The organism is Sphingomonas sanxanigenens DSM 19645 = NX02, from assembly GCF_000512205.2.
GTDB lineage: Bacteria > Pseudomonadota > Alphaproteobacteria > Sphingomonadales > Sphingomonadaceae > Sphingomonas_D > Sphingomonas_D sanxanigenens.
Window position 1 is genome coordinate 4,418,838 of the sequence record NZ_CP006644.1, and the last position, 16,944, is coordinate 4,435,781.

Genomic DNA, 16,944 nt, shown 5'->3' on the forward strand with positions numbered 1-16,944 from the left:
GCGCCATCGGGATAGTTACGTAACGCGCGGTGCCCTGCCGATCCGCCCTGCCGGCCACCTTTCGAGGGGTTGCGGCAGGGTGCCGGCGGGGACAGTCTGCGTGCCCTGCCACCGCGAGGCGAGATCGAAACGATGAACAGGACGACGCAGCCGCCACCCGCCCCCGCCGGCGCGCTGCGCGCGCTGTTGCTGGCCGGCGCCGCGGTGGCGATCGCGACCTGCGCGGCGCTGCTGCTGGAACCCTATCTGGCGGACCGGCCGATCTGGCTGGCGCTGACCCTTGCCGTCCTCCTCGCCGCACGGGTCGGCGGCGCGCTGACCGCCACATTCACGCTGGCGCTGGCGGCGCTCGCGGGGCTGCTGCTGGTCGATACGCCGTTCCGCGACGCCGACCATATCGTCTATGCGGTCGGCTTCGCGCTGGTTTCCACCGGCATCATCCTCCTCACCGGCCGCATGTCGCACTGGCGGCACACCGCGCATGTCCATGAGGCCGATGCCGACGAGATCGCCCGCCGCGCGCGCGACATGGCGGAGGAACTGGGGCTGCTGATCGACGGCGCCACCACCTATGCGATCTACATGCTCGATCCCGAGGGCCGCGTCGCGATCTGGAACAAGGGCGCGGAACGCATCAAGGGCTGGCGCGAGCAGGAGGTGCTCGGCCGGCCGACCGCGATCTTCTACGCGGCCGAGGATGTCGCGGCGGGCAAGCCCGCAGCCGATCTCGCCCGCGCCCGCGCCGATGGCCGCATGCAGGACGAAAGCTGGCGCGTCCGCAAGGACGGCACCGAATTCCTCGCGGACGTGACGATCACCGCGCTGCATGACGAGGATGGCGCGCTGCGCGGCTTCGGCAAGGTGGTGCGCGACATCACCGACCAGAAGGCCGCCGAACGCGCGATCGCGCAGCGCGAGGCGCAGCTCGATTCGATCCTCGCCACCGTCCCCGAAGCGATGGTGGTCATCGATGCCGGCGGCACCATCCTGTCGTTCAGCAGCGCCGCGCAGCGCATGTTCGGCTATGCCGAGGCGGAGGTGCTCGGCCGCAACATCTCGATGCTGATGCCCTCGCCCGACCGCGAGGCGCATGACGGCTATATCGGCCGCTATCTGGCCACCCGCGCGCCGCGCATCATCGGCAGCAGCCGGCGGGTGATGGGCCGCCGCAAGGATGGCACGCTGGTGCCGCACGAACTGGCGGTGGGCGAGGCGACGGGTGGCGGCGAGCGCGTGTTCACCGGCTTCATGCGCGACCTGACCGAGCAGGAGGCGACGGCCGCGCGAGTGCGCGACCTGCAATCCGAACTGATCCACGTTTCCCGCGTCAGCGCGATGGGGGCGATGGCCTCCACATTGGCGCATGAGCTCAACCAGCCGATCACCGCGGTGGTGAACTATGTCGAGGCGGCGCACGCCTTGCTGGAGGCGCCCGACACCGAAACGCTGGAGATGGTGCGCGAGGCGCTGGCCGACGCCGCCGCGCAATCGATGCGCGCGGGCCATATCGTGCGACGGCTGCGCGACTTCGTGGCGCGCGGCGATGTGCAGAAGCATGTCGAGGATCTGCCGGCGCTGATCCGCGAGGCCTGCTCGCTGGGGCTGGTGGGCGTGCGCGAACATGGCGTCGAGACGCAATTCGCGCTCGATCCCGCGGCAACGCCGGTGCTGGCGGACCGAATTCAGATCGAGCAGGTGCTGGTCAACCTCGTACGGAACGCCGCCGAGGCGATGGCGGATGGACCCCGGCGGCACCTGACCATCACCACCGCGCTCGATGCGCCGGGCATGGTCCGCGTCACCATCGCCGATACCGGCCCGGGGCTCGCCCCCGATGTCGCCGGGCAGCTTTTCCAGGCCTTCCTCAGCACCAAGACCGAGGGCATGGGGCTGGGACTTTCGATCTGCCGCACGATCGTCGAGGCGCATGGCGGCAAGATCTGGGCGGAATCGCCGCCCGAAGGGGGCACGCGCTTCCACTTCACATTGATGCACATCGTGCCGGAGGAGCCTGATGGAGCCTAAGCGAACCATCCACATCGTCGACGACGAGGCCGCGATCCGCCGCTCTGCGGGATTCCTGCTGGCGGGTGCGGGCTATCGCACCGAAAGCTGGTCGTCGGGCGTGGAATTCCTGAAGGACGTGCGCCACGCGACCGAGGGCTGCATATTGCTCGACGTGCGCATGCCGGAGATGGACGGGCTGGAGGTGCAGCAGGCGCTGGCCGAACAGGGCGTGACGTGGCCGGTGATCGTGCTGACCGGCCATGCCGATGTCGCGATCGCGGTGCGCGCGATGAAGGCGGGCGCCGTGGATTTCCTCGAGAAGCCGTTCGAGCGCGGGGTGCTGCTGGCGGCGATCGAGACCGCCTTCGCCCGGCTGGACGATGGCGCGCGCCGCAGCGCCTCCGCCGAGGACGCCACGCGTGCGATCGCCGCACTCACCCCGCGCGAGCATGAGGTGCTCGATGGGCTCGCGCGCGGCCTGCCCAACAAGACGATCGCCTATGATCTGGGAATCTCGGCGCGCACGGTGGAGGTCCACCGCGCCAATCTGATGGCCAAGCTGGGCGTCCGTTCCTTCCCGGACGCGCTGCGCATCGCCTTCGCTGCCGGGCTGGGGGTGGAAGCCGGACAGGCTGGGATCAATACGTAGCGACGGCACCGTCCCGCAGACACATAATGGCGGGCACGGCGATCCGCCGGGCTTGGGGACATGGTTCCACGCATGGACAGCATCGCGCAACCGGCGGCGCGCCCGCGCATCCTGCTGGTGGAGGATGACAGCGCGGTTCGACGGTCGATCCAGCTGATGCTGCACGCACACGGTTACGACGTGCGCGCCTATGCCAGCGGCGCGCTGGCGCTGGCCGACCCCGCCGCGACCGAGGCCGCCTGCCTCGTCACCGGCTACCGCATGGCTGGCATGACCGGATCCGAGCTGCTGCGCGGCCTGCGCGCCGCCGGCTGGCTGCGCCCCGCCATCCTGATCACCGCCCTTCGCGGCGACGATCCCCGCGACGCCGGCGGTGCCCGCTTCGACGACATATTGGAGAAGCCGCTGCTCGACCGGCGGCTGCTGGCCTGCGTGGACCGCGCGACCGGGCGGGGGTGAGCATTTTGCAGCTCCTGTTCGGCGGGAGGGGTTGGGGGTGGGGAGCGCCGTCGGGGGCTCAATGCCCCCGACGGCGCTGTTGTTTCCGCTTGCGCGGAAGCTCGCTTCGCTCGCCTCCACCCCAACCCCTCCTCTGAAGAGGAGGGGCTAAAAGTCCCCTAAGTATAATTCCGAAATGCACCGCCGCGCCAAATGCGCGACCAAGTGCCATCAGATCCGAAAGGGCACCCGATGGCATATAAGGACATATTGGCGGTCGTCGACACCGGCGAGGACGACGATCAATTCCTCAAGGACGTGCGCGAATTCGCGCGTGCCGGCGATGCGCATCTCAGCATCGCGATCCTCTCGGCCATCCCGATGACCGACTATGCCGTCGCCATCGGCCCGCCCTATGTTCTGCTTGCCGATTATCTCGAGGCCGCCGAGGAGAAACAGGCGAAGGTCGCGAAGATCGCCGCGCGCGACGGGTTCGAGATCCGCACGCTCAGCGAGGAATCGGGTATCTTGCTCGACAAGGCGCCGGTGCAGGCGCGCTACGCCGATCTCGTGCTGTTCGGGCCGGCGAGCGCCTATGCCAATCGCTATATGCGGCGCCGCCTGATCGAGAATATCGCGCTCTCGTCCGGCCGGCCGGTGATGGTCGTCCCCACCGGCTGGGGGCCGCGCCCGTTCAACCGCATCGTGCTCGGCTGGAACGCCACGCGCGAGGCGACCCGCGCGCTGGGCGACGCGCTGCGCCTCGCCGCCCCCGGCGCCAGGGTGGACGTCGTGGTGGTCGACGGCCGCGCCACCGCGCGCGGCCATGGTTCCGAACCCGGCGCCGACATCGCGCGCAACATCAGCCGCAACGGCTTCGAAGTGACGGTCCACGCGTTGCGGTCCGAAGGCGAACGGGAGTCGGCGGTGCTCGCCGATTTCGCGCAGGCCAAGCGCGCGGACCTGCTGGTGGTCGGCGCCTCCGCCCATTCGCGCCTGCGCGAACTGTTCCTCGGCGGGGTGACGCACGATCTGATCGACGGCGGCCCGCTGCCCATCCTCTTCGGCCATTGAGCCGGCTTCGCGAAAGCACCCAGCCCATGTCCGCTCCCCTTCCCGATCCAGTGCCCGCCGGGGATCCGGTGACCACCCGGTCCGGCCTCCGGCTTCGCGTGCGGCCGGCGACGCCCGCCGACGAGCCCGCGCTCGCCGCGCTGTTCGCCCATGTCGCGCCCGAGGATCTGCGCTTCCGCTTCCTCTCCGCGGTGCATCAGGTGGCGCATGAGCAGCTCGCGGCGATGCTGCGCGGCGATCATGATCTGACCGAGACCTTCCTTGCGTTCGACGAGGAGAGCGGCGCACCGGTCGCGACGGCGATGGTCGCGGCGGAAGAGACGCGCGGCACCGCCGAGGTCGCGATCTCGGTGCACAGCGGCTTCAAGGCGCGCGGCATCGGCTGGGCGCTGCTGGCGCATGTCCTCGCCTTCGCCCGCGCCCACGGCTTCGCCCGCCTGCAATCGATCGAAAGCCGCGACAACCGCGCCGCGATCGATCTCGAATGCGAAATGGGCTTCACGATGCGCCCCTACCCCGAGGATTCGACGCTGACACTGATCGAGTTCGACCTGACCGGGGCCGCCGCCTGACGCCAGTCTCGGTCGGCGCAAGCGGCGCCCCCAGGCGCTGCCCGACCCTCGTAGCATCCCCTATAGCCTATCCGCCCCACCGCCCTATCCTGCGCCCGCACATTCGAAGGACACACAGGGCGGCGGGCGTGAACCCACAAGCAGTATCGGCATGGCACGCCCTTCCCGGCGACACGGTGCTGGAGCGGCTGGATGCCGATCGCGCGGGGCTCAGCCAGGACCAGGCGGAGGCACGGCTGCACCGCCATGGGCCCAACGCACTCCCCGGCGCCGTTACGGTGCATCCGCTGCTGCGCTTCGTGGCGCAGTTCAACAGCGCGCTGATCTATTTCCTGCTCGCGGCGGCGCTTGCCGCCGCGTTGCTCGATCATTTCGTCGATGCCGCGGTGATCGCGCTGGTGGTGCTGATCAACGCGGTCGTCGGCTTCGTGCAGGAAGGCAAGGCGGAGCGTGCGATGGGCGCGATCCGCGACATGATCGCGCCGCACGCCGTGGCGCTGCGCGACGGCGGCCGCCGCACCCTGGCGGTCGCCGATCTGGTGCCGGGCGACATCGTGATGCTGGAGGCGGGCGACCGCGTCCCCGCCGACCTGCGCCTGCTGCATGCGCGCGGCCTGCTGATCGACGAGGCGCCGCTCACCGGCGAATCGGTGCCGGTGGAGAAGCAGGAGGCGCCGGTCGCGGCGGAAGCGGCCATCGCCGACCAGCGCAGCATGGCGTTTTCGGGTACGCTGGTCGCCGCCGGCCAGGCGAGCGGCGTCGTCGCCGCAACCGGGCCGGAAACGCAAATCGGCCGCATCAGCCGGCTGCTGCAGGCCGTGGAGACGGTCACCACGCCGCTGCTGCGCCAGATCGACAGCTTCGCGCGCGGCTTCACCTGGCTGGTGATGGCGGGCGCGGCGCTGCTGTTCGCCTTTGCGGTGCTGGCGCGCGACTATCACTGGGTCGACGCGCTGATCGCGGTGGTGGCGGTGGCGGTGGGGATCATCCCCGAAGGGCTGCCCGCGGTCATCACCATCACATTGGCGATCGGCGTGCAGCGCATGGCCGCGCGCAGCGCCGTGATCCGCCACCTGCCGGCGGTGGAGACGCTGGGCGCCACCTCCGTCATCTGTACGGACAAGACCGGCACGCTCACCCGCAACGAGATGATGGTGCGCCGCGTGCTGATCGAGGGGAGCGACATCCTGGTCGGCGGATCGGGCTATGCGCCCGAGGGCGGGCTCACCGCGCGAGGGGCCGATGACGATGCCGCCGCGATCGCCGCCGCCAGCGCGATCATCCGCTGCGGCCTGCTGTGCAACGACGCCGCGCTCGGCCAGCGCGACGGCCACTGGCAGGTCGATGGCGATCCGATGGAAGGCGCGCTGGTCGCGCTGGCGATGAAGGCCGGCCTCAACCCCGATCATCTGCGCGGCGAATGGCAGCGGATCGACGAGATCCCGTTCGACGCCGCCCATCGACTCATGGCGACCCTGCATCGAAGCCCCGCTGGCGCGTGCGTGATCTTCATCAAAGGCGCACCCGAGGCGGTGATGGCGATCACGGGCGCGGATCCGCTCGCCTGGGAAGCGCGCATCGCCGCCGCCGCGGACGATGGCGAGCGCCTGCTCGGCTTTGCGATGCGCACCTTGCCGGCCCCGCGCGGACGGCTGGCGTTCGAGGATCTCTCCCCCACCGACCTCGCCAGCGACATCCGCTTCCTGGGGCTGATGGGCTTCATCGATCCGCCGCGCGAGGAGGCGAAGGCCGCGATCGCCGAATGCCGTTCCGCCGGCATCGCCGTGAAGATGATCACCGGCGATCATCTGCGCACCGCGCTCGCCATCGCCGGCCAGCTCGGCATCGGCGATGCGCTGCGGGGGTTGACCGGTGCCGATCTGGAAGCGCTGAGCGACGAGGCGCTGGCGGCACGGGTGCTGGAGGTGGACGTGTTCGCGCGGACCAGCCCCGAGCATAAACTGCGCATCGTCCGCGCGCTGCAGTCACACGGGCTAATCGTGGCGATGACGGGGGACGGGGTGAACGACGCCCCCTCCTTGAAGCAGGCCGATGTCGGCACCGCGATGGGCCAGAAGGGCTCCGAGGCCGCGAAGGAAGCCGCGGACATGGTGCTGCTCGACGATGATTTCGCCTCGATCGTCGCCGCGGTGCGCGAGGGGCGGACGGTCTATGACAATATCCGCAAGCTCATCTCCTGGACCTTGCCGACCAACGGCGGGGAGACCGTCGCGGTGGTGCTCGCGATCCTGTTCGGCTTCACCCTGCCGATGACGGCGACGCAGATCCTGTGGATCAACCTGGTGCTGGCGTTGACCCTGGGCCTCGTCCTCGCCTTCGAGCCCACGGAGCCGGGCACGATGGCGCGCCCGCCGCGGCGTGCGAATGCCCCGCTGCTCTCCCCCTTTCTGTTGTGGCGCGCGTTGTTCGTTTCCTTCCTGCTCGCCGGCATCGCGCTGGGCATCTTCTTCGACGCGCTGGCGCATGGGCGCGATCTGGAGACGGCGCGTACCTTGGTCGTCAACGTGCTGGTCGTCGCGGCGATCTTCTACCTGTTCAACGTGCGCTACCTCCACATGCGCTCGCTGACGTGGCGCGGCGCGCTGGGCACGCCGGCGGTGCTCGGCGCCATCGCCATCGTCGTGATCGCGCAGCTGCTGTTCACCTTCGCCCCGTTCATGCAGGCGATCTTCGACACCCGGCCGCTCTCGATCGCCGACGGCGCGACCATCGTCGCGCCGGGCGTGCTGCTGTTCGTGCTGCTGGAAGGCGAAAAGCTGCTGATGCGCCGGCTGGGATGGTTCGCGGAACTGGCCAGCGAGGCGCGTGACGGCCCGGCCGCCGATCTGCACCCCGCGGCGCGGTCTTCGACACGCTGATCGGGGCAGCACCACCCGGGCATTTCCGGTCGAGAGCGGGGGGAGCGGCCTGCCGATCGTGCGGCATCGCGCGCCTATCCCTCATTCCCGTCCGCCATCACCGCCAGCCGTGCCGCATCGAGCACCGCGATCCGGCCATAGGCGGTGGCGATGATCCCCGACCGGCGCAGCTCCGCCAGCATCGCGTTCAGCCTTTGCCGCGACGATCCGATCTGCGCGGCGAGTTCCTCCTGGCGCACATGCAGCGTGCCATCGGCATCGCGCTGCCACGCAAGCAGGCGTTCGGCGAGCCGCGCGCGGCGGCTTTTCGACAATGTGTTGGCGATGAACGCCAGCGCGGCGCGCTGGTGCGCACAGGCGATCAGCGCGATCCGGCCGTAGATCGCCGCATCCTCGCGCGCATAATCCTCGATCACCGCCAGCGGCACGACGAACAGGGTCGCCGCCCCGGCGCTGACCGCATCGTGCGGGCGCGGCTTGCGATCGATGATCGACAGCTCGCCGAACCAGTCGCCGGGACGCGCGACGAGATTGAGCAGTTCGCGCCCCGGCACCGGATAATTGACCAGCCGCACCTCGCCGGCAACCACGCGGTAGAGCGCGTCCGGCGGATCGCCGGTCGCGTAGACGCGGCTGCCCGCGCGATAGGTCTTCAGCCGCCCGCGCGCGCGGAAGAAGGCGCGCGCCGCCTCGGGCAGCGCGCCGAACCAGCCATCCTCGTCGGGCATCATGGCGCTGGAAACTGTCATGCCTGCCCGGCCGCTCCTAACCGATGCCGGTCGCCTTCTGTCGATGGGTTCGGCCGCATCGAACCATGCGCGCGCGGCATAAGCGGGGCAAGGCGGATCAGCCGGCTTCGGCAATCGCCGCGCGCAGCACTGTGTCGATGCGGGGATCGTCCATCTGCGCGATGTTGAAGCGCAGGAAATGGCCCGCGCTGCCGCTGTGGCTGAACGCGTTGCCCGGCGCCAGCACCACATCCTCGCGGAGCGCCCGCCGCGCGAGCCGGGCGGAATCGCGCCCGCCCGGCAGTGCGCACCACAGGAACATGCCGGCATGCGGCCGATGCCAGGGCACCAGGCCCAGCGCCTCCAGCCGCTCGATCACCGGTTCGCGGCGGCGCGCCAGGCGCGTGCGCAGCCGCTCGACATGGCGGCGATAGCTGCCGTCGGTCAGCACCGCCGCGAGCAGTTCGGCGTTGACCGGGTTGGAACCGAGGCCGGTGGCGAGGCGCAGGTCGGCGAGCCCCGCGATCCAGTCCGCGCGCGCGGCGATATGGCCGCAGCGGATCGCGGCGGACAATGTCTTCGAGAAGCTGCCGATGCTGATCACCCGATCGAGCCCGTCGAACGCGGCGAGGCGGGTCGAGGGCTCCGCCTCGAAATCGGCGAAGATATCGTCCTCGACGATGACGAGGTCATGCGCCTCCGCCAGCTTGAGCAGACGGTGCGCGACGGGGGCGGACATGCTGGCGCCGGTCGGGTTATGCAGCGCGGCGTTGGTGATGTAGAGCCGTGGCCGATGCGCGACGAGCGTCGCGGCGAAGGCGGCGAGATCGGGGCCGGCCGGCGTATAGGGCACGCTGACCACATGCGCGCGGTGCGCGCGCAGCAAGGTGTGGAAGTTGAAATAGCAGGGGTCGTCGACCACCACGGTGTCGCCGGGTTCGAGCAGGAAGCGGCAGACGAGGTCGATCGCGTGCGTCCCCGATTCCGCCAGCATCACCTGATCGGGCGCGGCGTCGATGCCCTGATCGCCCAGCCGCCGCGCGATCACCGCGCGCAGCCGTGCATCGCCCTGCGGCGTGCCGTAGAGGAACAGCGTCTCCGCATCGCCGTCGCGCGCGAGGGATCGCAGCGCCTTGCGGAGCGCCTCGTCCGGCATCCAGTCCGCGGGCAGCCAGCCGCAGCCGGGCGCCGGGCCCGACGGCCCGGGGCGCAGCGCCTGCCGCATGATCCACAGCGGATCGACGGTGGGATCGGTCTCCCCCCGCGGCTCCGCGACGTTGAGCGGGGCGAGCGGGGCGGCGACGTAGAAGCCCGATCCGGCGCGCGGCTGCACCACGCCCTGCGCGGTCAGCCGGTCATAGGCGTCGACCACGGTCGATTTGGAGACCGACAGTTGTTCGGCCATCGCCCGCACCGAGGGCAGCCGCATGCCCGGCGTAAGCTGGCGCGTGTCGATCCGCCGCTGCACGAGATCGATGATCCGCGCGACCTTGGTGGAGGAGTGTATCGGCTGATCGGCCATGACAGTTCGCCTGAATTGTACCGATCCGTCCGTGGCGATCGCGCGGCACCTCTGTCAACACGCATCGCATGGACCAGCATAAGCATGATCAACGGCGGGGCATGATCCTCGGCCTCCTCGGGGTGTTGGTGTTCAGCGGCTCGATGCCCGCGACCCGCGCCGCGGTGGCGGCGTTCGACCCCGCCTTCCTCACCGCAGCGCGCGCGCTCATCGCGGCGGCGGCGGGGGCGGTGCCGATCCTGCTGCTGCGCAGCCGCCCGGCGCGCGAGGACATCCGGTCGCTGGCGCTGGTCTCGCTGTGCGTCGTCCTCGCCTTCCCGCTGCTGTCGGCGATGGCGCTGACGCATATCTCCTCGCCGCGCGCGATCCTGTTCACCGGGCTGCTGCCCGTCGTCACCGCGACCTGGTCGGTGCTGCGCGGCGGCGAGCGGCCGCGCGCCGGCTTCTGGCTGTTCGCCTTTGCCGGCGCCGCGCTGCTGATCGGCTATGCGCTGCTGAACGGTGCCGCGACCGGTTCCGGCATGCTCGGCGACGCGCTGATGCTTGCCTCGATCATATTGTGCGGGCTCGGCTATGCCGAAGGCGCGGTGCTCACCCGCCGGATGGGCGGCTGGCAGGTGATCTGCTGGGCGCTGCTGCTCGCCGCCCCGGCGATGGCGCTGCTCGCCTGGTGGCTGTGGCCGGCGACGCTCACCCATGTCGCGCCCTCGGCGTGGCTCGGCCTCGCCTATGTCTCGCTCTTCTCGATGCTGATCGGTTTCGTCTTCTGGTATCGCGGGCTCGCGCTGGGCGGCGCCGCGGCGGTGGGCCAATTGCAACTGCTCCAGCCGATCATGGGGTTCGCGGTGAGCGCTGTGCTGCTGGGCGAACAGATCGGCTGGCCGATCGTCGCGGCGGCGCTGTGCCTGCTGCTGTGCGTGGGCGGCGCGCGACGCTTCGCCTGAGCCAAGTCCTTGAAAATGCTCCGCTGCGCTTGACGCCGGTGCACCGGGCAGTGCTCATGCCGCGACCGGCCGCAGCGCCGGACCGCATCAGGAGACTGCCCGGCATGAGCATCGATCGCCGCACCGTCCTCGTCGCCGCAGCGGCCACCGCCGCCCTGCCAAGAGCCGTCTCTGCCGCCGCTCCAGCCGGTGCCGCGATCAAACCGGCGCGCCCCGCCCCCCTCGCCGCCGCCACGACCGGCGTGCAGATCGACCCGCGCAGCTTCGGCGCGCGGTGCGACGGCACGACCAAGGACACTGTAGCGCTGCAGCGCGCGCTCGATCGCTGCGCGGTGCTGGGCGGCGGCACGGTGGTGGTGGCCGGCGGACGCTACCTCACCGGCGCGCTCAGGCTGGGATCCAACACCGTGCTCAGGATCGAGGCGGGCGCGGCGCTGCTCGGCTCGCCCGACCTGGCCGACTATCCGGTCACCGAGATCCGGTGGGAAGGTCGCTGGTTGCCCGGCCATATCGGGCTGATCCATGCACAGGGTGCGCGCAACGTCGGCCTCGCCGGCAAGGGCAGCATCATCGCGTCGGACGCGATCCCCGGCCGCGTCGCCGCCAACGGGCTGCGCCACCCGGCCTTGCTGGAGTTCGTCGACGTCGCGGGGCTCAGCGTCACCGAACTCACCACCCGGCAGAACGACATGTGGTCGATCCACCCGGTCTATTGCGAGGATGCGCTGTTCCGCGACCTGGTGGTGAAGGGCCGCGCGGACGGCATCGATGTCGATTCCTGCCGGCGCGTCGCGATCGAGCGCTGCGACTTCGACACGGTCGACGATTGCATCTCGCTGAAATCGGGGCGCGGCATGGAAGGCAACCGCATCGCCCGGCCAACCGAGGATGTCTCGATCGCCGACTGCACCTTCCGCGACCATCGCTGGGCGTGCATCGGCATCGGCAGCGAAACCTCGGGCGGAATCCGCCGCGTGACCGTGGATCGCTGCCGCTTCCTCAAGGTCTATACATTCAGCGTCTACATCAAGAGCCGGCCGGGTCGCGGCGCCTTTATCGAGGATATCGCGATGCGCGACCTTGAGGTGTCGGGTGCTGGCAACGGCTTCCTGCGGCTGAACTTTCTCGACAGCGGCAAGCAGGACCAGTTCCCCGTCCCCGGCCACGACGGCATCCCCACCGTCCGCAACTTCCGTTTCGAACGGATCCGCGTGACGGACGTGCCGGTGCTGGTCGAGGCGGTGAATATACACCCGGAAAAGCCGCTCGACGGCTTCGTCCTCCGCGATGTGACCAGCACCGCCGGCAAGGGCATGCGCCTTGCTAACATCCGCGGCGCGGTGCTGCAACGGATCGACGTCAGGATCGCCGAGGGTGCGAAGCTCGCCACCGCCAATGTCAGCGGGCGCGGGCTGGACGGCGCCGAACCGCTCACCCCGCCGCCGCTGCCGGACCCGGTGGTCGCGGGCGCGGACTATCGGCTGGGGATGGAGTCCGGCCGGCCGAACTGAGGCGCCACGCCAATCATTCGGCGCGGCTCATCTCAGCGTTTCGTCCCATCCACAAGTCCTCGTGCGGAAACGGCATGCGCGTCCCGACGCTCCATTTGCGCCCATCGATCTCGACCGGGCTGCTCTCGGGGAGTTCCTCCAGAAAGGTGCGCAGCCGCGGCACCTCCTTGCTGTCGAGAAAGAGGCTGAAACACTGCCTGCATCCATCGCTTGATCATCAACCGATGCTGGCTGAGGCCCCTGCCCGGCATCAAGCTGCCGGCACTGCATGATCGCACTTTGTCGAACCGCAAACCCTGGTCGGTCGATTGCGGGTTGTTTGGCCGCACGACAGCGGTGAGGCCGGCTTCCGCACAGGGCGATCAGGAAGGCGATGAAGATGCGGGGTCGTGGTTTCGGACTGGCGTTGATCGGCCTTGCACTCGCCATGCCGGCCATGGCGCAGGCGGAGCAGGCGCCGACCGGGCATGCACTGGCAGCGCCCGAAGCCAGCATCCAGCTGGAGCGCTGGCGGACGCGCTGGGTGCTGCCGGTGACGGTGGGCGGCAAGCCGCGCAAGCTGCTGTTCGACACTGGCGGCGGCATCACCGCGCTGTCGCGCGAGACGGTGACCGATGCCGGCTGCACGCCCTGGGGCCGGCTGACCGGCTTCCGCATGTTCGGCGATCGCGGCGATGGCGGGCGCTGCACGGGCGTGACGGTGGCAATGCCGGGCTACAGCGTGACTCCCCCCGCCATGGGCCTGATCAATCTCGGCAAACTCAATCCCGCCGATGCACCGCTCGACGGGCTCGCCTCGCTCAACCTGTTCGACGGCAAGACGATCACGCTCGACCTCGCCCATGGCAGGCTGGTGGTGGAAAGCGCAGCGAGCCGGACGGCGCGCATCGCCACGATGATGCCGCTGAAGGTGCGGCTGGTGCGCGAGGTACAGGGGCTCGCGCTCGCGGTGATGGTAGAGGTTCCGACGCCGAAAGGGCCGGTATGGATGGAACTCGATTCGGGCAATGGCGGCACCGTGCTGGTCGCGCGCCACGTCGCCGAAGCGTTCGGGCTCGACCCTGTTGCCGAGGGGAAGCAGACCGCGCGTTTCGCGATCACGCCCGCGGTCACCGTGAACAGCGCCGACGCCTTCACGCCGGACATGATCATGGACGGCAATCTCGGCATGCCGTTCCTGAAGAACTGGATCCTGACCTTCGATCTGAAGGACGGCAGCGCGTGGATCGCGCCGGCGGCGCAGGAATGAGCACTGGAAGCGATCCGGCCGGCCATTCCCCAACGGCCGGCCGGATGCATTCCTGATCAGTGCGGCTGGTAGGCGTTGCCGTTCAGCCGGACTTCAGCCCAGCCGCTTTCGCGGGCGAGCAACGCGGCCTGGGTCCGGTTCTGGACCTCGAGCTTGCGGAAGATGGATTTGACGGCGAGCTTCACCGACGGTTCGCTCATGCCGATGCGGCGGGCGATCGCCTTGTTGGGCAGGCCCATGACCAGCCCGTCGAGGACCTCGCATTCGCGATCGTTGAGATCGAATTGCGGCGCATCGTCGCTGACGCGGTCGGCGACGCGGAACAGGGTGTCGATCAGGTTGGACGGGATCACCCGCTCCCCGCTGGCGACGAGATCGATGTGGATACGGAACGCCGGAAAGGTGAGGTCGGCGTCGACGAAGCCATAGGCGCCCGCCGCCATCACCGCCGCGATGCGTTCAAGGCTGAAACCGCGGCCGGTGACGACGATCCTGGGATCGTCCATCCGCTCGGCGATGTCGCTCAACAGGCCTTGGCCGTCGCCTTCGAGCAGAGTGCCCTCGACGACGACGATGTCATTCGCATCTCCGGCCCCACGCCCGAGTTGCTGTGGGTCATTCACCGAAGCGATGACCCGGTAACCGTTTTCCGTGAACAAACGCTGCAGTCCCTCTCGGAAAATATGGTTCCTGAATAAAAGGGATATCGAGAACGTAGACTCCATTGCCGAACCTCTCTGGTCAGTTCTACCGGCTCGCTGCGAGAGGTCGGCCTTCCCACGTGCCAAGTCCCCCACATCTTCACCTGCTGCACTTCGATCATGGACAGAAGGTTAATGTCCATAATCGCCCAACGCCCGAAAGGGCTCCCAGCAACATTAAGATATTAATTTACGATGAGTTGAGCGCGAAAACGGATGAGTAATCACGCAAAAGCGCCATTCCGCAGCGCCGAAGGGCGCTGCTGGCGCGAATCAGTACCAATTGCGACAATAGCTAAACCAATGAGAGAATTTGATTCGCGACCGATTCGGATATGGCGTTGTGCGATGCAGCGCAGTCCGCTCGACCGCGGCTCGCCACGGAAGATTTCGGCCGAATGCGGATTTCCGCACCGCGATGCGCCTTCAGTCCGGCCGCGCGCTTTCGGCAGGGCGAGGCAGGCGATGAAGGCGTCATGGTGCAGGCAGACGACCGGTGCTGCAGCGCGCAATCGCTGAAGCTGGCGACCTGGGCGACAAAGGGCAGGCTGGTCCGCGGACGGCCCGGCTCCCCCCGCGTTCCAGGCCGCCCCGACGGATTGATCGGTAGCGCCGTTTCGGCTAGGCGCGCTGCCATCGTCCCCCCGGCTCAGGAAAGGAGTGAGCAGATGCAGACCGCAACCGCACCCATCGCCACTTCCGTTTTCCGGGTTCGGGACTTTTCGACATGGGCAAGCCCCCTGCAGGCGATCGTCTTCGCCTGATCCTTCTCCGCGGCGACGAGACCGCCGCGGCACATAATATCTTCGTCCGCCGTCAAGCAGCCGCGCCGCACGCGCGGCCGTCATCGACAGGTGCGGCGCAATGAACGCGGCCGACATTCGCATCATCGCCTCGCCCGAGAGCTGGATCGATCAGGTCGCGGTCGATCAGCTGCGGCAGACCGCGGCGCTGCCCGGCATCGACGCCGTCGTCGGCATGCCCGACCTTCATGCCGGGCGCGGCATCGCCGTGGGCGCGGCGTTCTGGTCGCGCAGCCATGTCTATCCGCACCTCGTGGGCAGCGACATCGGTTGCGGCATGGGGCTGTGGCGCACCGGCATCGCGCGGCGCAAGTTCCGCGCCGACGCGGCCGAACGGCGGCTGCACGGGCTCGACCAGACCTGGCCGGGCGACCGCGCCGGGCGGCTCGCGGCGGTCGGGCTGCCCCCCGCCGCCGGAGAGGCGCTGGGCACGATCGGCGGCGGCAATCATTTCGCCGAGTTGCTGCGGGTCGAGACGGTGATCGATGCGGCGCTGTTCGCCGAAGCCGGGCTCGACGCGGGCGCGGTGCATCTGATGGTGCACAGCGGCTCGCGCGGACTGGGCCAGGCGATCCTCGACCGGCACCGCAGCCGGTTCAACGTCGCCGGGCTGGCGGCGGAGGATCCCGCCTGCGCGGCGTATCTGGCCGAGCATGACGCCGCTATCCGCTGGGCGGTGCTCAACCGCGCGGTGATCGCCGAGCGCTTCCTCGATCGGCTGGCGACGCGCGGCGAGCGGCTGCTGGACCTGTGCCACAACAGCGTCACCCGGCACCGCGACGGCTGGCTGCATCGCAAGGGCGCGGCGCCGGCGGATGGCGGGCTGGTCGTCATCCCCGGCTCGCGCGGCGACATGACCTATGTCGTTCGCCCGCGGCCGGACCGGGCGGACGATGCACTCCAGTCGCTGGCGCATGGCGCCGGCCGCAAATGGAGCCGCAGCGAGGCGCGCGACAAGCTCTCCCGCCGGTTCCGGATCGCCGATCTGGAACGCACCCGGTTGGGCAGCCGCGTGATCTGCGAGGATCGCGACCTGATCTTCGAGGAAGCGCCCCAGGCGTACAAGGATATCCATCAGGTCGTGCGTGACCTCCAGCAGGCGGGGCTGATCGATCCGATCGCGATGCTCTGCCCGCTGCTGACCTACAAGGTGCGCCGCGCATGACCGGGATCATCCTGCACCTCTCCTCGGGACAGGGGCCGAGGGAATGCGCGTGGATCGTGGCCCAACTCGCGCGGGTGTGGGCGGCGGAGGCGCGCGCGGCGGGGCTCGCCTGCGAGGCGGTGGAACCGGTCGCCGGCCCCGCGGCGTCGCTGCTGCTCAGCATCGAGGGCAACGGTGCCGAGGCGTTCGCCGCGGCGCGCACCGGCACGATCCGCTGGATCGGCACCAGCCCGTTCCGCCCGCAACACCGGCGGCGCAACTGGTTCGTCGGCGCCGCGCGCGTGGCGCAGACCGGGGATATGCCCGACCTCGATGAGGCGGACATACGCTACCAGACGCTGCGCGCCTCCGGGCCGGGCGGACAGCATGTCAACACGACCGACAGCGCGGTGCGCGCCACCCACCTCCCGACCGGGCTGACGACCTTTTCGCAGGACCAGCGATCCCAATTCGCCAACCGCCGCATCGCCCGGCTGAAGCTGTCGCTGCTGCTGGAGGAACAGCGGCGCGCGGCGGCGGCGGCCGGGCGGCGGGAGGCGTGGAGCCGCAATCATGGACTGGAGCGGGGCAATGCGGTGCGGACGTATCGGGGCGAGGACTTCCGGTTGGGGTGAATGTGAGCATTGTCCTCCCCGAGCTTTGCTCGGGGAGGGGGACCGCCAGCCACAGGCTGGTGGTGGAGGGGCCGGCGCAGAGCCCTCC

14 protein-coding genes are annotated in these 16,944 nt (G+C 69.5%); 11 read left to right on the top strand and 3 right to left on the bottom strand.

All coding sequences use genetic code 11. The features are described 5' to 3' along the window. Positions 1–132 precede the first annotated feature (132 nt). From NX02_RS20055 to NX02_RS20080, 6 genes are all read left to right on the top strand, one after another. The gene (locus NX02_RS20055; RefSeq protein WP_025293977.1) at positions 133–2,025 is read left to right on the top strand and encodes a PAS domain-containing sensor histidine kinase; all 1,893 of its coding nucleotides are present in this window, start codon (positions 133–135) and stop codon (positions 2,023–2,025) included. Further along, on the top strand, positions 2,015–2,656 hold the full coding sequence (locus NX02_RS20060; RefSeq protein WP_025293978.1) for a response regulator transcription factor: 642 nt from the start codon (positions 2,015–2,017) through the stop codon (positions 2,654–2,656). The genes NX02_RS20055 and NX02_RS20060 overlap by 11 nt, the downstream gene beginning before the upstream one ends. A gap of 72 nt (positions 2,657–2,728) precedes the next feature. After that, on the top strand, positions 2,729–3,115 hold the full coding sequence (locus tag NX02_RS20065) for a response regulator (RefSeq protein ID WP_025293979.1): 387 nt from the start codon (positions 2,729–2,731) through the stop codon (positions 3,113–3,115). Between the two features lie 231 nt (positions 3,116–3,346). Beyond that, entirely contained in the window at positions 3,347–4,168 is an 822-nt protein-coding gene (locus NX02_RS20070) for a universal stress protein (protein WP_025293980.1), read from the top strand. A 26-nt stretch (positions 4,169–4,194) separates the two neighbouring features. After that, a complete protein-coding gene (locus tag NX02_RS20075) occupies positions 4,195–4,740 on the top strand; it encodes a GNAT family N-acetyltransferase (protein WP_047099827.1) in 546 nt (181 codons plus the stop codon). Positions 4,741–4,868: 128 nt separating this feature from the next. Further along, on the top strand, positions 4,869–7,619 hold the full coding sequence (locus tag NX02_RS20080; protein WP_047099828.1) for an HAD-IC family P-type ATPase: 2,751 nt from the start codon (positions 4,869–4,871) through the stop codon (positions 7,617–7,619). 74 nt (positions 7,620–7,693) lie between these two features. On the opposite strand, the gene NX02_RS20085 is transcribed toward NX02_RS20080, so the two are convergent. Together NX02_RS20085 and NX02_RS20090 are read right to left on the bottom strand one after the other, a co-directional pair. Continuing rightward, positions 7,694–8,368, bottom strand: coding sequence for a Crp/Fnr family transcriptional regulator (locus NX02_RS20085; RefSeq protein ID WP_084717975.1), 675 nt, complete (start codon positions 8,366–8,368; stop codon positions 7,694–7,696). 97 nt (positions 8,369–8,465) lie between these two features. Beyond that, on the bottom strand, positions 8,466–9,869 hold the full coding sequence (locus tag NX02_RS20090) for an aminotransferase-like domain-containing protein (protein ID WP_025293984.1): 1,404 nt from the start codon (positions 9,867–9,869) through the stop codon (positions 8,466–8,468). 101 nt (positions 9,870–9,970) lie between these two features. Between NX02_RS20090 and NX02_RS20095 the strand changes: the two genes are divergently transcribed. From NX02_RS20095 to NX02_RS20105, 3 genes are all read left to right on the top strand, one after another. Beyond that, complete coding sequence (locus tag NX02_RS20095) at positions 9,971–10,813, top strand: DMT family transporter (RefSeq protein ID WP_245648655.1); 843 nt, start codon at positions 9,971–9,973, stop codon at positions 10,811–10,813. Positions 10,814–10,917: 104 nt separating this feature from the next. Then, positions 10,918–12,324: a glycoside hydrolase family 28 protein gene (locus NX02_RS20100; RefSeq protein ID WP_025293986.1), complete on the top strand. Its 1,407-nt coding sequence runs from the start codon at positions 10,918–10,920 to the stop codon at positions 12,322–12,324. Between the two features lie 379 nt (positions 12,325–12,703). Then, positions 12,704–13,573, top strand: a complete 870-nt coding sequence (locus NX02_RS20105) for a pepsin/retropepsin-like aspartic protease family protein (RefSeq protein WP_158014110.1) — start codon at positions 12,704–12,706, stop codon at positions 13,571–13,573. Positions 13,574–13,629: 56 nt separating this feature from the next. On the opposite strand, the gene NX02_RS30890 is transcribed toward NX02_RS20105, so the two are convergent. Beyond that, a complete protein-coding gene (locus tag NX02_RS30890) occupies positions 13,630–14,361 on the bottom strand; it encodes a response regulator transcription factor (RefSeq protein ID WP_162232709.1) in 732 nt (243 codons plus the stop codon). Positions 14,362–15,138: 777 nt separating this feature from the next. On the opposite strand from NX02_RS30890, the gene NX02_RS20120 reads away from it, so the two are divergent. Continuing rightward, positions 15,139–16,242, top strand: coding sequence for an RNA ligase RtcB family protein (locus NX02_RS20120; protein WP_025293990.1), 1,104 nt, complete (start codon positions 15,139–15,141; stop codon positions 16,240–16,242). Further along, positions 16,239–16,856: a peptide chain release factor H gene (prfH, locus tag NX02_RS20125; protein ID WP_025293991.1), complete on the top strand. Its 618-nt coding sequence runs from the start codon at positions 16,239–16,241 to the stop codon at positions 16,854–16,856. The genes NX02_RS20120 and prfH overlap by 4 nt, the downstream gene beginning before the upstream one ends. Positions 16,857–16,944: the final 88 nt, after the last annotated feature.